The 17924-nt window shown below is 40.6% G+C and carries 15 protein-coding genes; 13 read left to right on the top strand and 2 right to left on the bottom strand.

The genetic code is table 11. The features are described 5' to 3' along the window. Positions 1–38 precede the first annotated feature (38 nt). Genes liaF through LC091_RS13715 form a run of 3 tightly spaced genes read left to right on the top strand, consistent with a single transcriptional unit; the run spans position 39 to position 2535 of the window. Positions 39–836, top strand: a complete 798-nt coding sequence (liaF, locus tag LC091_RS13705) for a cell wall-active antibiotics response protein LiaF (protein WP_226682589.1) — start codon at positions 39–41, stop codon at positions 834–836. After that, positions 814–1890 carry a sensor histidine kinase gene (locus LC091_RS13710; RefSeq protein WP_226682590.1) on the top strand — a complete coding sequence of 359 codons (1077 nt, stop codon included), beginning with the start codon at positions 814–816 and terminating at the stop codon, positions 1888–1890. The genes liaF and LC091_RS13710 overlap by 23 nt, the downstream gene beginning before the upstream one ends. Continuing rightward, on the top strand, positions 1891–2535 hold the full coding sequence (locus tag LC091_RS13715; RefSeq protein ID WP_226682591.1) for a response regulator transcription factor: 645 nt from the start codon (positions 1891–1893) through the stop codon (positions 2533–2535). Between the two features lie 53 nt (positions 2536–2588). On the opposite strand, the gene LC091_RS13720 is transcribed toward LC091_RS13715, so the two are convergent. Next, positions 2589–3104, bottom strand: coding sequence for an antibiotic biosynthesis monooxygenase family protein (locus tag LC091_RS13720; protein ID WP_226682592.1), 516 nt, complete (start codon positions 3102–3104; stop codon positions 2589–2591). Positions 3105–3311: 207 nt separating this feature from the next. Here LC091_RS13720 and LC091_RS13725 point away from each other — a divergent pair, with 207 nt between their 5' ends. From LC091_RS13725 to LC091_RS13760, 8 genes are all read left to right on the top strand, one after another. Next, positions 3312–5462, top strand: a complete 2151-nt coding sequence (locus LC091_RS13725) for a transglycosylase domain-containing protein (RefSeq protein ID WP_404819691.1) — start codon at positions 3312–3314, stop codon at positions 5460–5462. Positions 5463–5662: 200 nt separating this feature from the next. Beyond that, positions 5663–7309: an ATP-binding protein gene (locus LC091_RS13730; protein ID WP_226682593.1), complete on the top strand. Its 1647-nt coding sequence runs from the start codon at positions 5663–5665 to the stop codon at positions 7307–7309. A gap of 124 nt (positions 7310–7433) precedes the next feature. Beyond that, positions 7434–8474, top strand: a complete 1041-nt coding sequence (hemE, locus tag LC091_RS13735) for a uroporphyrinogen decarboxylase (RefSeq protein ID WP_226682594.1) — start codon at positions 7434–7436, stop codon at positions 8472–8474. 187 nt (positions 8475–8661) lie between these two features. After that, the gene (hemH, locus tag LC091_RS13740; protein WP_226682595.1) at positions 8662–9603 is read left to right on the top strand and encodes a ferrochelatase; all 942 of its coding nucleotides are present in this window, start codon (positions 8662–8664) and stop codon (positions 9601–9603) included. 25 nt (positions 9604–9628) lie between these two features. Continuing rightward, positions 9629–11059, top strand: a complete 1431-nt coding sequence (hemY, locus tag LC091_RS13745) for a protoporphyrinogen oxidase (protein ID WP_226682596.1) — start codon at positions 9629–9631, stop codon at positions 11057–11059. A gap of 513 nt (positions 11060–11572) precedes the next feature. Then, positions 11573–12139 carry a TetR/AcrR family transcriptional regulator gene (locus LC091_RS13750; RefSeq protein WP_226682597.1) on the top strand — a complete coding sequence of 189 codons (567 nt, stop codon included), beginning with the start codon at positions 11573–11575 and terminating at the stop codon, positions 12137–12139. Between the two features lie 73 nt (positions 12140–12212). Further along, positions 12213–14417, top strand: coding sequence for a YhgE/Pip domain-containing protein (locus LC091_RS13755; protein ID WP_226682598.1), 2205 nt, complete (start codon positions 12213–12215; stop codon positions 14415–14417). A 170-nt stretch (positions 14418–14587) separates the two neighbouring features. Beyond that, positions 14588–15598 carry a LacI family DNA-binding transcriptional regulator gene (locus tag LC091_RS13760; protein ID WP_226682599.1) on the top strand — a complete coding sequence of 337 codons (1011 nt, stop codon included), beginning with the start codon at positions 14588–14590 and terminating at the stop codon, positions 15596–15598. Between the two features lie 267 nt (positions 15599–15865). Here LC091_RS13760 and yhfH read toward each other — a convergent pair whose 3' ends face one another. Continuing rightward, positions 15866–16000 (bottom strand): protein YhfH, encoded by a 135-nt coding sequence (gene yhfH / locus LC091_RS13765; protein WP_082380846.1) that lies wholly within the window; start codon positions 15998–16000, stop codon positions 15866–15868. A gap of 153 nt (positions 16001–16153) precedes the next feature. Here yhfH and LC091_RS13770 point away from each other — a divergent pair, with 153 nt between their 5' ends. Next, positions 16154–16897, top strand: coding sequence for an MBL fold metallo-hydrolase (locus LC091_RS13770; RefSeq protein WP_226682600.1), 744 nt, complete (start codon positions 16154–16156; stop codon positions 16895–16897). Beyond that, the gene (locus LC091_RS13775) at positions 16897–17883 is read left to right on the top strand and encodes a lipoate--protein ligase (protein WP_226682751.1); all 987 of its coding nucleotides are present in this window, start codon (positions 16897–16899) and stop codon (positions 17881–17883) included. Before LC091_RS13770 ends, LC091_RS13775 begins: the two co-directional genes overlap by 1 nt. Positions 17884–17924 lie beyond the last annotated feature (41 nt).

Below are 17924 nucleotides of genomic sequence, written 5' to 3' on the forward strand. Positions count from 1 at the left end.
GTGTCAAATATACAAGAAGGGGGGCTTTAGGAAATCAGATGAAAACATTTAATCAAAAAATCATGGCAATTGTCTTTGTTTTTATAGGAAGTATGTTGTTGCTTGTCAACATCGGTGTCATTTCCTTGGAAATAAAAGAGTATTTTGTCACCTATTATCCGGTTTTAATCGTACTATTTGGATTGAAATTATTAATAGATACTTTATTTTTCCATAAGCGTTCGCTTTTTATCAGCTTATTTCTACTAGCTTTTGGAGGATTGTTGTTAGTTGACCGTATAGGCTATATTGATTTTCAAGTCCATATGTTTTGGAAACTGTGGCCGCTCTTGATTGTTTATATTGGAATGAAATTGTTTGTGAACAAGCGTCCAGTCACAATTAGATTTACTAAGGAAAATGATGAGTTCAAGGATGTATTCGATACCTATGATAAGTCCGATGAAGAGGTAAGTTGGAATGGAAATAGTTCAAAGCGTGTGATAACAATCGGCGATATGAAAATGAATAAGCAAAATTGGGCTGTGGAGCCATTGTCGGTATGGAATGTGGTGGGCGATTATTATTTTGACTTTAGTAAGGCCTATATACCCGACAAAGAAACGTGTATCCAAATTAAGGGGGTTGTCGCGGATTTAAAAATGCTTGTTCCAGAAGACCTGCCAATTAAAGTGACAGCTAAAGTGAAAATCGGGCACTTGAATATATTGGGTAATTCGTCTGAAGGGAAAGGAAACAAACTTTACTATGAATCTGAAAACTACAATGAGGCGACTAGAAAGCTTAACATTGTGCTGGATATGAAAATAGGGGATGTTCGAATTGATCGTGTCTAATAAGGGGAGAAAAATTGAGAGTTTACGATTTTGGTATATCCGTTCTTTTATGGTTGTATCGGTTGTATCCGCGTTCCTTTTTTTCCTGTTTCTCCAGGTTGTCCTACTTTTCTATCCGGATGGTTTAGTCGTCAATGTTCAATGGAGTATGTTGTTGACGGTTGTGGCCTTTATGATTTTAGCCATCACAAGCCTATATTTCGGTTATAAGCAAAGTGGATATATGAAAAAGAGAGTGGAAGATATCTCCACATACATTGCAACGTTAGGTAGAGGGAAATTTTCTGAAAGAATAGCAGTTGGGCAAAAAGATGAGTTGGGTAGATTAGCGGAAGACATCAATCAGCTTGCTATTAAAATACAAAACCAAGTGAGATCCCTTCAAAAGCTGGCGGAAGAAAAAAATGAATTGGCAATCAAAGCCCATAATGCTGCAACTATTGAAGAGAGGCAACGTCTTGCAAGGGAGCTTCATGACTCGGTAAGTCAGCAGCTGTTCGCGCTAAGCATCATGTCTTCGGCTTCCATTCGTATGTTTGACTCCTATCCGCAAGAGGCTAAAAAACAACTGACGGATATCGCGACTATTGCAGCTCAAGCACAAGGAGAAATGAGAGCGTTGTTACTTCATTTGCGACCGGTCTCATTGACCAATGATACGCTATGCGTTGGAATAAACAAATTATTGGAAGAGCTGGAGGATCGAACTCCCATCACCTTTCAAAAAGACATTCAAGATATTACGGTGTTATCAAGCGCCACAGAAGATCATCTTTTTCGAATTATCCAAGAGGCGATATCCAATATTTTGAGACATGCTGATGCCACAATCGTTAAGTTGGACATGCATCAAAAGGGAAATCAGTATGTATACATATTTATTAGTGACAACGGTAAAGGGTTTGAAATAAATCAACAAAAACAAGCTTCCTTTGGTCTTCATACGATGCGTGAACGCTGTGAAGAAATAGGGGGACAGTTCCACATCCGTTCCAAAAAAGGGGAAGGAACTCATATTGAAATCAATATCCCGATACGAGAGGGGGAAAACTAAATGGATAGGATTAGAGTGGCGGTTGTTGATGATCATGATATGGTGCGAAAAGGTTTATTGGCTTATTTAATTACGGAACCCGGAATAGAAATTGTCGGGGAGGGTTCTAGCGGACAGGCAGCCATTGAACTTGCAAAGAAAGAAAAACCTGATGTCATCTTGATGGACTTACTGATGGAAAATGGTACAGGAATTGAAGCTACCAGGGAAATTGTCAAATTTCACCCTACTTGTAAAATCATCATCATCACTAGCTACTTTGATGATGAACAGGTCTTTCCTGCGATTGAGGCCGGAGCGTATAGCTACTTGTTGAAGACGGCAAGGGCAGAAGATATTATTAAAGCGATTGAAAAAGCTGTTCAAAATGAACCTGTCATTGAACCAAAGGTAGCAAGTAAAATGATGAATAGATTTCGTTCGCCATCCAAATTGCCTCATGATGATTTAACAGAAAGGGAACTTGAAGTTCTCATGTGTCTAGGGGACGGCTTGACGAATCAAGAAATCAGTGAAGAACTTTTTATTGGGATCAAGACCGTAAAAACGCATGTGAGCAATATTTTAAGTAAGTTGCAGGTTGCTGATAGAACACAAGCAGCGATATATGCGAATAGACATGGAGTCCTCCGTGAGAAAAAGTGAAGCAAGCAAAAACCCGCCTTTGGTGAAGGGCGGGTTTTTGCTGTGCAATAGATTCAGTCTTGTTCCGTCTTCTCTGCATAATAGGTTGTTACATAAGAAGGACGGGGGAAAATCTGTTGTTTTTGATCAACGCCTTCTGAAGTTCCGCGTTTTTCATGAGCTTTATCGTAAGCTTTGGATTCTTGCCATTGCTTGAAATATTTAACATCTTCCCATAGCGTTAAAATAACATAAGTATCAGATCCTACTGGACGAAGTACACGGATTGCTGCAAATCCAGGTTCGTTTTCAATCAACCCTGCTCTTTGACTGAAACGATATTCAAAGACAGGACGGCCTTCATCTGTTACTGGAATATTATTCAATACGGCAAACTTCCCTTTTGACAGATCGCCATTCGAATCAAGCACTTCAAAATTCTTTCCTGATTTGAAGCTGGACTGCTCAACCGTTTCGTGCATAAGAACCGCATTGTCCTCCCCGAACATTAGCAGGCTTTCCCCGCTTTCCAAACTATTTTTTACATCGTTTAAATAATCCGTGGTTCCGAATGTCATATAAAAATTCATCTTCTATCTCTCCTTTATGTTTAATATCGACATTATAATTACAAAATAAGGGAAACCCGAGAAAAAATATGTAGAATAAGGTAGTATATAGGGTGGATAACCTTTCAATTTAACCTTACTAGATGATTATTCCCGGTACATAGGAGGAGGTAAACCACTTTGGAAAGATTTAAGAGAAATAAATTATCCAAAATAAAGCTACCAAACATCAAAGCAATCTTGTCAAAAAAGTACTTCCTTTTTCCATTTATCTTAGCATGTATTGCTTTTATAGGACTAATAGGTTATATCTTTATCATTTTTTTAGGAGACTATGTCATTGATGAAAAGAAATTGATTATGGATTCTACTACAACCATGGTGGATGAAAACGGAAATGAAATAGCCTCGCTTTTTTTTGAAAATAGGGAAATTGTAGAGATAAATAAAATCCCTACACATGTTAGAGAGGCATTTGTGGCGGTGGAAGATAACCGCTTTTATGAACATAGAGGGATTGATGTTCGAGCAATTGGAAGAGCGGTCTATCGTGATATTTTGGCAAGAAGCAAAGTAGAGGGGGGAAGCACTCTCACTCAGCAGCTGGCTAAAAACATTTTCTTGACCAATGAAAAATCTTGGCTCAGAAAAACGAAAGAAGCTGTGATAGCAATAAATCTTGAACGAAGATACACAAAGAATGAGATCTTGGAAATGTATTTAAATCAGATATATTTTGGGCATGGTGCCTATGGCGTCCAAACGGCATCACAGCTTTATTTTAATAAAAATGTAGAAGACTTGACGGTAGAGCAAGGGGCTTTGTTGGCAGCTCTCCCAAAGGCACCTAATGGGTACTCTCCCATTAATCATCCAGAGGTAGCGAAAAAAAGACGAGATCTTGTCTTGCACCTTATGGAAGACCAAGGTTACCTTGAGGCGGAAGAAGCCGTCGGACTAACGGGGAAAACATTGGGCCTTGATGTTGTAGAATCAAAAGAAAAGCAGGCTTATCTAACCTACATTGATATGGTGATGGAAGAAGCAGAAGAGAAATACGGTTTTACTCCAGAGGAATTGCATAGAGGCGGATATAAGATCTTGGTGCCGATGAATGTTGCGGCTCAGGATGCTGCCTTTCAACGCTTTCAAGACAATCAATATTTCCCCGGCACCAATGATCAGGTAGAGGGTGCGTTCGTCATGATGGATCAGCACAATGGCGGCGTTTTGGCTGTTATTGGAGGCCGAAATTATGTAACCAAGGGGATTAACCGCGTCAATATCAAAAGACAACCTGGTTCTACCTTTAAACCTTTGGCTGTCTATGCTCCAGCATTGGAAGAAGGACAATATGAGCCTTACAGCCTTTTGAAAGATGAGTTGCTTTCTTATAAAGATGGGGAAGAAGTTTATAAACCAAGAAACTATCATCATCAATATAAAACCGAAGTGACCATGTATGAAGCGATTAAAGATTCTTTAAATGCACCAGCAGTTTGGGCATTAAATGAATTGGGAATCAAAAAAAGCAAAAGCTATCTTGAAAAGTTAGACCTTGCCATACCAGATAACGGACTAGCTATTGCACTCGGGGGGTTGAAAGAAGGGGTTACTCCTTTAGAACTAACCAAAGCCTATCGATCCTTTGGCAATAATGGGAAGATTGTGGAGCCTTATTTTATTCAGGAAATCAGAACAAGAAAAGGGGAAGTTATCGCCAAGGCCAAGAAAACCGAAAAGAAAGTATTCAGCCCTCAAACAGCGTGGAACATGACACGTATGCTTGAAGGAGTCGTTCAAGACGGTTCGGCACAAGCGGGTGAGCTGCAAGGGGAGCTTGCCGGAAAGACGGGTACTACAAACTACCCCGGGGTAGATAATGCCATCAAGGATACTTGGTTTGTCGGATATACTCAAGATGTAATCGGGACCGTGTGGATGGGATATGACACGACTACTCCAGAGCAGCATCTAACAGCAGGTGGGGCTTATCCTACAAGACTGTTGAAGGATATATTGCGAGATGCCGGGCTTGATAATGGAGCATTTTCCGTTCCTGTTGGAGTAACGGATTTGGAAAATCCCATCACTATGCCGGAAAGCATCGAATTGAAGGGATCAATGACGTTTCATCCTTTTAGCTTATTTACTGTCGACTTAACGTGGAGCGAAGCAGAAGATGATCGAATCGTCTATAGAATCTATTCCGTGTCGGGTGACAAAGAGAGCTTGATTGGGGAAGTTTCTGGAGATCATCAATACTCTGTTAAGAATATCAACATATTTAATGTTCCGGAATATTACGTCATTCCGTACAACACCCAAACCAAAAAAGAAGGAAATCCATCCAAAACATTAAAACCGACCTTTAGATAAAAAGTATTTGTAGCTGTTGATTGTAGTAAAAGGCGGAGACTCCTGATGGAGATAGCGCTAGGTGGAGACCCCGCAGGCTTGCCTAGGAGGCTCTCGTCAGCCCCTAGGAAAGCGAAGCCATTTGCGGAAATCAACAGCGGTGTTTTACATACCCCACAATATAGAAAATTTGAAATGTACTGTTTGAGGAGAAGCGGGAGATGAATGTACAAGCGACGTTTGCACGATATGCATCAAATATAAAAGAAGCCTGGATTAATGAAAAAAGGTTGAACCTAGAACAGGCACATATCATCCATCAGAAAAACAAGCTGATGCTGGTTGTCTTTGTTACGCTGTTGATTTTAGACCTGTTAACAAACCTTTTTATTTTCCCGGAGATACTTCCAACCATCTTGCTCACTGCAGGCTTTGGGTGTGCCCTGGTAGCCTTCTTCGTTCTACGACCTAAGCTAGCAAGGGGAGGGATGTATGTCATTGTATGTACATCCTTTATTCCGTTTTGGGTGGTTGCTTATCTAGATAAAGACGTGATTAATTTTTATTTTTTAACCATGCCTTTAATTATGTCTTCTTTATATAATCGTATTTTACCCATATTAATTGCTAGTTTCTTGACATGTATTACCCTATCATTTTTTTATATCGATTATAGCAAAATTGTGTTTTCTAATCATTTAAAAGTGGATGTATTGTATTTTATCCTGTTCTCCATTTTCGTTACGATATTCCTCCTCTTTTCGAGCAGGCTGACAGGAAGCCTTTTAGAAAGGGCAGAGGAAAAAGAGAAACAAACCTCTTTAGAACTTCTGTCTACGAAAGAGTATCTAGAAGCGTACTTTAATAATACAACTGACTCAATCGGGGTATATGACCTTAAAGGTACGATTTTAAAGGTAAATGCATCATTTGAAAAAATGTTTAAAGTAGATGAAAAAGATATCCTTGGACTCGAAACAAGCTTTCTTTCCTTTACATCTGCCAATTCATTACGTGTTTTTCTCAGCAAGTTAAAAACGCAAAAGCAACTATCGTTTGAATTACTAACTGCAACGAAGGAAGGAAAGCATGTAGACCTCAATATCACGGTCACTCCCGTAAAGAATAGCGAAGGAGAGATCATCGCACTTGTTTTTCTTATGAAAGATATTACCGACAAAAAGAGAACGGAAGAAGCACTTATGCAGTCGGAAAAGCTTTCTGTGATTGGAGAGCTCGCAGCGGGGGTAGCCCATGAAATCAGAAATCCTGTCACGGTCTTGAAAGGGTTCGTGCATCTGCTGTCAAAGGAGAGTAGAGAGAAAGAATTTTACACCATCATGGATAAAGAATTAGAACGAATCAACCAGATTACCAACGAATTTATGGCGCTTGCAAAACCGCAGGCTATTAAAATTAAAAAGCAAAATCTAAAAGAGCTCATACAGGAGGTCTGCGTCTTTCTTGAAAGTGAAGCGTTTATCCACCAAGTTGTGATGGAGGTCGTTCACTTTGAAGATTGCATATGGTTGGAATGTGAGCCCAATCAAATTAAACAAGTACTAATCAATGTAATAAAGAATGGTATGGAAGCAATGCCGGGTGGCGGGAAAATTACCATTCATACTCAAGTGGTGGATGGGTTTGTGAACCTTGTGATAAAGGACGAAGGAGAGGGAATTGCAGAAGAGGTCATCAATAAGGTGGGACAACCTTTCTTTACAACGAAAGAAAAGGGCACAGGCCTCGGCCTCATGGTTTCGATGAAGATTATCGAAAACCACGGTGGCCAGTTAACTATTCACAGTGAGGAAAAGATAGGATCGACAGTGGAGATCTTGCTGCCACATTTGAAGGTGGGGGAATAATCGTCTATTTTATGAACAATAAGCCCTCATTCTATACTTTCCTTACATTTATAGGTATAGTGTAACATGACAGAAGTGTAACGAAATAAAAGTAGAAAAAAGTCATTTGGAAGGGGTCATCATTTTGAGTCAAACAACATTTAACGATACATTTTTACGAGCATGTAGAGGAGAGAAGACAGAACATGTCCCATTATGGTATATGAGACAAGCTGGACGTTCTCAACCGGAATATAGAAAGATTAAAGAAAAGTATTCTCTATTTGAAATTACTCATCAACCTGAGCTCTGTGCTTATGTGACAAAGCTTCCTGTTGATCAGTATAACGTGGATGCAGCTATTCTTTATAAGGACATCATGAGTCCCCTTCCTGCAATTGGTGTAGATGTGGAGATAAAATCCGGAATTGGACCTGTTATTGATAACCCAATCCGTTCGATACAAGATGTTGAAAAGCTTGGGGAAATTCATCCTGAACAGGACGTTCCATATGTATTAGATACAATCAAACTTTTAACTAAGGAACAATTGAATGTTCCGTTAATCGGCTTTGCAGGGGCACCTTTTACACTTGCTTCCTACATGATCGAAGGCGGCCCATCTAAAAACTATAATAAAACGAAAGCATTCATGTATGCAGAACCGAAAGCTTGGTTTGCATTAATGGATAAACTTGCTGATATGACAATTACCTATGTTCGCTCCCAAATCCATGCGGGCGCAAAAGCAATCCAAATTTTTGATAGCTGGGTTGGAGCATTGAATGTAGAAGACTACCGCTACTTCATTAAACCAGTAATGAATCGCATCTTCTCGTCTTTGAAAGAAGAAAATGTACCTTTAATCATGTTTGGTGTGGGTGCAAGCCACTTAGCAAACGAATGGCACGATCTTCCGCTTGACGTAGTAGGTCTTGACTGGCGCTTACCGATTTCAGAAGCAAGAGAGCGTGGAATCACAAAACCTGTTCAAGGTAACTTGGACCCTGCTATTCTTTTAGCACCATGGGAAGTGATTGAAGAAAAAGCAAAAGCAATACTTGACCAAGGAATGCAACAACCGGGCTACATCTTCAACCTCGGACACGGCGTATTCCCACAAGTAAACCCAGACACACTAAAACGTTTAGCAACATTCGTACATGACTATTCTTCTAATAAGTAAGTTCTGATTCACCTGTAGATTGTAGTGCGGGGTGGTCGACTCCGGCGAGAGGTAGCGATAGACTTGAGACCCCACAGCGAAGCGAGGTGGCTCAAGCACCGCCCGCGGAAAGCGATCAACCGGAGCGGAAATCTACAGGAGCACATGAAATATTCTAATAGACCAGAAAAGAAAAGAGGTAAACTATATGTCCAAAAAAACAATGGGCTTGTTGGTAATGGCATACGGTACACCATATAAAGAAGAAGACCTAGAAAGATACTACACACACATCCGTCGCGGCAGAAAACCATCAGACGAAATGCTGCAAGACCTGCGCGACAGATATGACGCAATTGGCGGGATTTCGCCACTAGCTCGCATCACAGAACAACAAGCAAATGCACTAGGTGAACACCTAAACAACATCCAAGACGACATCGAATTTAAAGTGTACCTTGGCTTAAAACATATCGAACCATTCGTAGAAGATGCCGTTCAGCAAATGAAAGCAGATGGAATAAAAGAAGCGGTAAGCATCGTACTTGCTCCTCACTTCTCCACTTTCAGCGTTAAATCATACAATGGACGTGCACAAGAAGAAGCAGAAAAAATCGGCGGCCCATCTATCGTTTCTGTTGAAAGCTGGTATGATGAGCCGAAATTTATCCAGTACTGGGTAGATAGAGTGAAAGAAACGTTTGGATCTATGGATGAAGCAGAGCGAGAAAAAGCAGTCTTGATCGTTTCAGCACACAGCCTTCCGGAGAAAATCATCCAAATGGGAGACCCATATCCAAAGCAACTGCAAGAAACGGCAGACCTTATTGCAAAAGGTGCAGGAGTCAAGAACTACGAAATTGCATGGCAAAGTGAAGGAAATACACCAGATCCATGGTTGGGGCCGGATGTTCAAGACATCACCCGTGACCTTCATAAAGACAAAGGATATTCTTCCTTCGTGTACACTCCGGTAGGTTTTGTATCTGATCACTTGGAAGTTTTATATGACAATGACTACGAGTGTAAAATTGTAACAGATGAAATCGGAGCAAAGTACTATCGTCCAGAAATGCCTAATACACAACCAGAGTTTATTGATGCGATGGCTACGGTCGTATTGGATGAATTAAAGAAAGTAACTCAGTAAATCTAGAAAAGAAGGCGATGAAACCATGAACGAGGAGAAAAAAAGGGTTGTCATCATCGGTGGAGGCATTACTGGCCTAGCTGCCGCCTATTATCTTCAAAAGGAAAAAAAAGAGAAAAACCTTGATATAGAGATTACCCTGATTGAAGCAAGCAACCGACTTGGAGGAAAGATCCAAACAGTCAAACGTGATGGGTTTACCATTGAACGTGGACCAGATAGCTTTCTTGCTAGAAAGTTAAGTGCTGGAAGATTAGTAAAAGAAGTAGGTCTTGAAGATCAACTAGTTCATAATTCAACTGGTCAGGCTTACATCCTGCTTAAAGGACAACTGCATCCGATGCCAGAAGGGGCTGTAATGGGAATTCCTACAAAACTGTCTCCATTTGTAACTACGGGTTTATTTTCCCCGATTGGAAAAATGCGTGCAGCAGCGGATCTGATTCTGCCTGCTTCAAATAATGGAGGGGAAGACCAGTCTCTTGGTTCTTTCTTCCGCAGAAGACTTGGGGATGAAGTGGTAGAAAACTTAATTGAACCGTTGCTATCTGGCATTTATGCCGGTGACATCGATAAACTAAGTCTTCAAGCTACCTTCCCGCAATTTCAACAGGTGGAAGAAAAATACCGCAGCTTAATACTTGGGATGAAACAAACAACTCCTAAACAAAAGCCTGCACCTGCCCAGAAGAAAAAAGGCATGTTCCAGACGTTGCGCGGGGGACTACAAACGCTTGTGGATGCGCTGGAAGAAAAGCTAGATCAAGTGACCATTTTAAAAGCGGTGAAAGTTGATTCCATAAAAAAAACGGAGGACCAATATTCTCTATCTTTAAGTAATGGGAAAACCATCCAATGTGATAATGTCATCATCTCAACTCCTCATCATGCTACAGCTGGCCTGATTCCTGGTGCGGATTACCTTGCTCCACTTCAACAGATGTCCTCTACATCTGTTGCGACCATTGCAATGGCATTTGATGAATCAGCACTGAAACAAGACATTGACGGTACTGGATTTGTCGTGTCAAGAAACAACGATTATACGATTACAGCTTGTACCTGGACCCACAAAAAGTGGCCGCATACAACACCAAAAGGAAAAGTGATCCTTCGTTGTTATGTTGGTAGAGTAGGAGAGGAAGCAATTGTTGATCAGAGTGATGAGGAAATAAAGAAAGTCGTACTGGATGACCTTAACAAAATCATGGAAGTCGGTGCAGACCCTGAATTTACGATTGTCACTCGCTGGAGAGAAGCAATGCCACAATATGCTGTTGGACATAAAAAGATGCTAAAGGAAATGAATGACCGCCTATCAGAAGAGATGCCGGGAGTATATCTTGCTGGAAGCTCTTTTGAAGGGGTTGGATTGCCTGATTGCATCGATTCTGGTGAAGCAGCAGTAGAAGCGGTGTTAAATAGCTTAAAAAATAAACCTGTTGTTCAGGTATAAACAAAAGGTTCAGTCGTAGCATAATTGCGACTGAACTTTTTTTTGAAAGTATGTAATACAGTTGATTTCCGTTCCAGGCGCTTCGCTTGCCTGCGGGCGGTCCGTGAGCCTCCTCAGGCTTCGCCTTCCGGGGTCTCACCTGTCCCTTCCTCCCGCGGGCGTCTGCGCGCCTTCCACTCCAATCAACAAGGTGACTTCGTTCATTTAAGGGTTATTGAAAAGTCCTCTAACCGAGTTAGCTGTAAAAGGATTAACGTAACTTTACGCTATTTTCAGCTGTGGATTGGAGCAAATGGCGGAGACTCCAGCGGGGGAGTAACGGTAGCTTGAGACCCCACAGCGCAGCGAGGAGGCTCAAGCACCGTCCCGCGGAAAGCGAAGCCATTTGCGGAAAGGAACAGCGGGATAATGCAAAACCTTAACATAGAATTTGCTTTTTTGAAAAAGAGCATCTATAATAAAACTCATTGACCGATATCGACATTTAGTCATATTGATGAAAGGAGCCATCAAATGGATCGCAAACAAAGTATCCTGGAAGCCGCTTTAAAATCCTTCTCACTGTTTGGATACAAAGCTACCACGATGGATCAGGTTGCCAAGCTTGCAAACGTTGGAAAAGGAACGATTTATACCTTTTATTCTAATAAAGAAGAGCTCTTTAGTGAAATTGTAGCTGGAATACTAAGAGAGATGCAGGAAGTAGCTGACCAATCCATTAATCCCGAGCAATCCTTTTTTGAAAATGCTCATAGGGCCCTTATCAGCTTGCTTGATTTTCGAAATGAACATCAATTAACCGTCAAACTGATTCAAGAAGAAAAAGAACTTGGGACAAAGATAGTCAACCAAGAACTTAACCGCCTAGAGCAAATGATTATTAATTTTATTAAAGAAAGAATTGAAAAGGCCATAGAAAAAGGGGAAATCAGAAAGTGTGACCCGGAAGTAACCGCCTTTTTAATGCTTAAGCTTTATGTTGCGCTTGTTGTGGACTGGGAGGAGCACCATACCCCATTATCCAAAGAGGAAATTGCCAATCTATTTGAATTGTATTTTATCAAAGGATTATCAACTTGATGATCCTTACTATTTTGAGTAAAAATGACTAAATGACAAAAACGGTCACAATGTAATATGGAGGTAATAAAAGATGAAAAGTGTAATATTTGAGTGGAAGGAATTACTTACAAATAAAAAAATCCTGATTCCTGTAATAGCGGTATTATTAATTCCTTTGTTATACAGTGGCATGTTTTTGTGGGCTTTTTGGGATCCATATGAGAAACTGGATGAACTTCCAGTGGCAGTGGTCAATTTAGATGAAGGTGCTGAATACGAAGGGGAGCCATTAACGATAGGGAAAGATCTACAAGAAAATTTGAAGAAAAATGATGGTTTTAAATGGGAGTTTGTTTCGAAGGAAGTGGCATACGAAGGGTTGGACAAACAGCAGTACTATATGGTCATTGAAATTCCTGATGATTTTTCAGATAATGCCACCACGCTTTTAGATGAGAATCCATCTTCATTGGAAATGAAGTTCGTTCCCAATGAGAGCTACAATTTTCTTTCTGCTCAAATTGGGTCGACAGCTGTAGAGAAAATCAAAGAAGAAGTGTCCAAAGAGTTGACAAGTACCTATGCTGAAGCGATGTTTGCTAATTTAGAAAAGATGGCAGACGGATACAAAGATGCAGCAGACGGTACTAGTAAACTAAACAATGGTGTCCATGAGTTACATGATGGCTCGGTTGCTTTGAAAAAAGGATTGGAACAGGCGGCAGAAAAATCGATTGTATTCCAAGATGGAGTTGGAAAGGCCTATGGTGCCGTTAAAGATATCCATAAGGGAAATCAGGACCTATCAATAGGTTTGGGCCAATTGCTTGAAGGTCAAGGTAAATTGTCTACAGCATCTGAGCAACTCCAAACGGGAGCAGCAACTCTTAACGATGGTCTAGCAAAAAGCAATGAAGGTATGTCACAGTTGCGAGCTGCTCAAGAAGAACTCACAAATGGAGCAGGAAGCTTGGCAGATGGTGCTGCAGAATTAAATGCGGGGACCTCCAAGCTTGAAGAGGGGGCTTCACAAGCACAAGAAAAAGCAGAAAAATTGAATCAAGGAATGATTCAATTGAAACAAGCTCTTGAACCAATGATAGAGCAGGCAAGCGAAGAACAACAGGCAGAAATCAATGCTTCTTTTGACCGCTTGATTAATGGCAGTGGTGAATTTTCCCAAGGGCTGATGGCTCTTGAACAGGGAGCTTTAGAATTAAATACAGGCTCTTCTTCCTTAGCGGAAAATAGCAGAAAGTTTGCAGACGGCCATTTAAACTTTCAAGCTGGTTTGTCAGAACTAGCAAATGGATCTGCACAACTATCAGAAGGTTCATCAAAACTTCTTAAGGGTCAAACAGAATTTAACCAAGGACTAACACAGTTTGGTGAAAAATTAGGTGAAGCCAATGAGGGTGGCAAAAAGTTAGCAGAAGGTTCTGGTCAGCTTTTAGCCGGTATGGAACAGCTTGACGGGGGATCCAAACAATTTCAACAAGGGACACAAGAACTTGCAGAAGGTTCAAATAAAATCTCCTCCGGTTTGTTTGAAGTCGGTGAAGGAACAGATGAACTTGAAGGTAAATTGAAAGATGCTTCTGAAAAGTCCGGGGAAGTTAAGGGGACTGACAAAACCTTTGATATGATTTCAGAACCAGTAAAAGTAAAATCAGAAGTGGAGAACGGGGTTCCTAACTATGGAACAGGTTTTGCACCTTACTTCTTGTCTCTTGGTCTTTTTGTAGGTGCACTCTTACTATCTATCGTATTTCCAATGCGTGAGCCTGCAGGGATTCCTCGCTCAGGAACAGCATGGTTTACGGGGAAAGTAGCAGTTCTTGCTGTAGTAGGAGTTCTTCAGGCGTTGCTTGCAGATGCAGTATTGATTTTAGGATTGGGTGTAGAAGTAAAGAGCATGACATTATTTATTTTGTTTAGTATTATAACTTCCTTTACATTTATTGCCCTAGTTCAGTTTTTGGTAACGTCACTTGGGGACCCAGGCCGCTTTGTTGCCATAATAATTCTGATTTTGCAATTAACAACAAGTGCGGGAACATTTCCGTTAGAACTAATTCCAAATGCACTTCAACCGTTCAATCTTTTATTGCCAATGACCTATTCTGTATCAGGATTCAAAGCGGTTATATCAAGTGGTGACATCGGATACATGTGGGAAAACGCGATGATTTTAGGTGGATTCATGGTTGTTTTACTTGCAGGTACATGGGCATATTTTGTGTACAAGTTCAAAAAGCAAGACAAGACTTCTGTTGAACACGCACCATTAAGTTAATAGAGGTTATTACTTAGGAGGCCGCATTAATTTGCGGTCTCTTCTATTTTAATTTAACTAATTGTAAAATTTTTATTGAAAACACTTACATTTCCTTTTATACTAGTAGTTATGAAAACGATTTCAACCATTCTACTAACCTATTAATTTCAGCTAAGGTGGCGAGACTCGTGGCAACAATAGAAGATGTAGCAAGATTGGCAGGGTTATCAAGGACCACTGTTTCCCGTGTCATAAATAACCACCCGTATGTATCGGAAAAGAAGCGTGTGCTTGTATCAAATGCAATGAGTGAACTTGGTTATGTTCCAAATTCATCTGCAAGAAGTCTGAGAAGCCAGAAGACCGAAATGGTAGCATTACTCATACCACGTGTGATGAATCCATTTTTCAGTGAACTGATTGAACGGATGGAAATGGCTGCAGCCGAAAACGGTTACCAGCTCATCATCTGTCAGACTAAGTATTCAAAGAAAAAGGAACTTGATTATCTGAACTTGTTAAAAACGAAACAAGTGGACGGGATTATCCTTTCCTCTATACAAAATGACTGGAATATAATAGAACCGTTTTTAGAATATGGACCGATCGTTTTGTGCAATGAGTTTGAAGAAGAAGCAGATGTACCGTCTGTAAGGCTTGACCAGACATATGGCGGTTACATATCCACCAAGCACCTATTGGAACTTGGTCACCGCAAGATAGCCTATTGTACTGGCGGCTATAAAAGCAATGTCGCCAAAAGCAGGGAGGCAGGCTTTAAAAAAGCGCTGGCGGAATTCAATGTGGAATTTCGTGAAGAGTTTTCCTTCCGTGATGCCTTTACCATCGAGGATGGGAGAAGGGTGTTTCAGGAGATTTTGGAGTTGAAGGAAAAACCAAGTGCCATTTTTACAGGCGGGGATGAAGTGGCAGCCGGTATTATTTCAGAGGCAAAGCGCACAGGCTGGAAGATCCCAGAAGATCTTGCAGTAGTGGGCTTTGACAATCAGGCTATTACGGAGCTAGTGGAACCTACGATCACAACCGTCTATCAGCCGATTGATGAAATGGCGCGTAAAGCCTTCCAGGTCATGATGGAAAAGGTGCGTTCCAAACGCTATCGTCATAAGGAAATTTATGAATATGATCTTGAGCTTATCGTTCGAGAATCAACGGTCAAACAAGGGGTTTACGTATAGAATAATAGAAAGAAGAGCACTTATGGGGATGAGTGCTCTTTTTGTTATTTCTAATAGAGTGTGAGATTTGCTAGCTGATGATTGGAGCAAAAGGCGAAGACTCCTGCGGGGGAGTAGCGGCAATGTTGAGACCCCTGAAGCGTTGTGAGGAGGCTCAAGGTCGCCCCGCGGAAAGCGAAGCCGTTTGCGGAAATCAACAGCGGCGTACATCAAAAAACCAGGGAATCCGCTATGAATCTAGCAAATTCCCTGGCTGTTAAATACCATTTATTTTAACTGACTGGACATACACTCATCGCAATGGTTGCCGTAGCACTCGTGCTGCTCATCCATTGTTTTTTTGCATTCAACGCATTTTTTAGGTGGTAAGGTTTTGAAAAATTCTGTACTTTTAATCAACATGTTATCACCCTCCGTTTTCTTATTTGTTTTTATTGTATTATAACAGAGCTTGTCCTGTCAACAACTGTTTTAAAACAACTCATCGAAATAGGAAAATGGGCAGGGATATGGTAGACTTGATTTTGGAAACCATTAGAAGGGTGATGTATAGCCATGAAGCTTACTGTGGTAGGGTTTTGGGGAGGATATCCAGCTGTTAATAGTGCAACTTCTGGGTATTTGGTCGAGCATGAAAATTTTAAATTATTGATTGATTGTGGAAGTGGTGTATTAGCACAGCTTCAGAATTACATAGAGGTAACAGAGCTTGATGCAGTGATTTTATCACATTACCATCACGATCATGTGGCGGACATAGGTCCATTGCAATTTGCGAGGCTGATTTCATTTTATATGGGCAAATCAGTGACGCAACTTCCTATCTACGGGCATCAGGAGGACATGCAAGGATTTTCCACACTTGATCATAAAGAATATACAAAAGGAATTGCATATGATCCTTCTCTGCCGCTCGAGGTTGGACCATTCAAAATAGAATTCCTGAAAACAACACATCCTGTACCGTGTTATGCCATGAAGGTATCTACTGACGAAGATTCATTTGTGTATACGGCAGATACAAGTTATCAGGAATCATTCATCCCTTTTGCAAAAGGGACAGACTTACTGATATGTGAGTGTAATCTGTATGCTCACCAAGATGGCAAGGCCGCGGGACATATGAACAGCCATGACGCGGCAAAGGTTGCACAAGATGCAAATGTTCCTCAACTATTGCTCACGCACCTTCCTCATTTTGGAGAGGTAGAACAGTTGGTAGAAGAGGCTGCAAGCATTTATAAAGGAAAAATCGATTTAGCACATAAAGGATTTAGTTGGGAGAGTGGAAAGAAATGATGCTTTTTATAGATAATAACGGAATTACAGATCCAAGAATCAATTTGGCGATAGAAGAATATGCCCTTAAAAATCTCGATATTGAAGATACCTATCTGCTTTTTTACATCAATGAGCCTTCCATCATCATCGGAAAGAATCAGAATAGTGTAGAAGAAATCAATACAAAGTATGTTGATGACAATGGCATTCATGTGGTACGCAGATTATCTGGTGGTGGAGCGGTCTATCATGATCATGGAAACCTGAACTTCAGTTTTATCACAAAAGATGACGGAGAGAGTTTTCATAACTTTAAAAAGTTCACGGCACCTGTTGTCGAGGCACTAAAGAGCCTTGGAGTAGAGGCGGAAATGAGCGGGCGCAATGACATTCTTGCGGAAGGACGCAAAATTTCTGGGAACGCGCAATTCTCTACAAAAGGACGCATGTTCAGTCACGGTACGTTGTTGTTTGATTCAGAAATTGAGCATGTCGTTTCTGCATTGAATGTGAAGAAGGATAAAATTGAGTCTAAAGGGATTAAATCGATTCGCAGCCGTGTGGCAAATATTAAAGAATTCTTAAACGAAGATATTACAATTGAACAGTTCCGTCAGCTTTTATTGGAGGCAATCTTTAAATCCAAAGATATCCCTAAGTACGAACTAACAGAGGAAGATTGGAAGAACATTTACGAACTTTCCAAAGAACGTTACCAAAACTGGGATTGGAATTATGGTAAGTCACCGAAATTTAACCTTCAGCATTCCCATCGCTTTCCAGTTGGGCAGATTGATGTGCGCTTGGATGTAACAAAAGGAAAAATTGAAAACTGCAAGATTTATGGAGATTTCTTCGGTGTTGGAGATGTGTCAGAAGTCGAAAACCTTTTATCAGGCGTGAAATATGAGAAAACAGAAATATCACATGCTCTAAAAGGAATAGATGTAAAACATTATTTTGGAAATATTACCAGAGATGAATTGATTGATCTAATATATTAATTTCAAGAGCATGGGGCAGGGATTCCCTGCTCTTTTTTTAT

Origin of the sequence: Sutcliffiella horikoshii, from assembly GCF_020524325.1 — a bacterium.
Taxonomy (GTDB): Bacteria; Bacillota; Bacilli; order Bacillales; family Bacillaceae_I; genus Sutcliffiella_A; species Sutcliffiella_A horikoshii_D.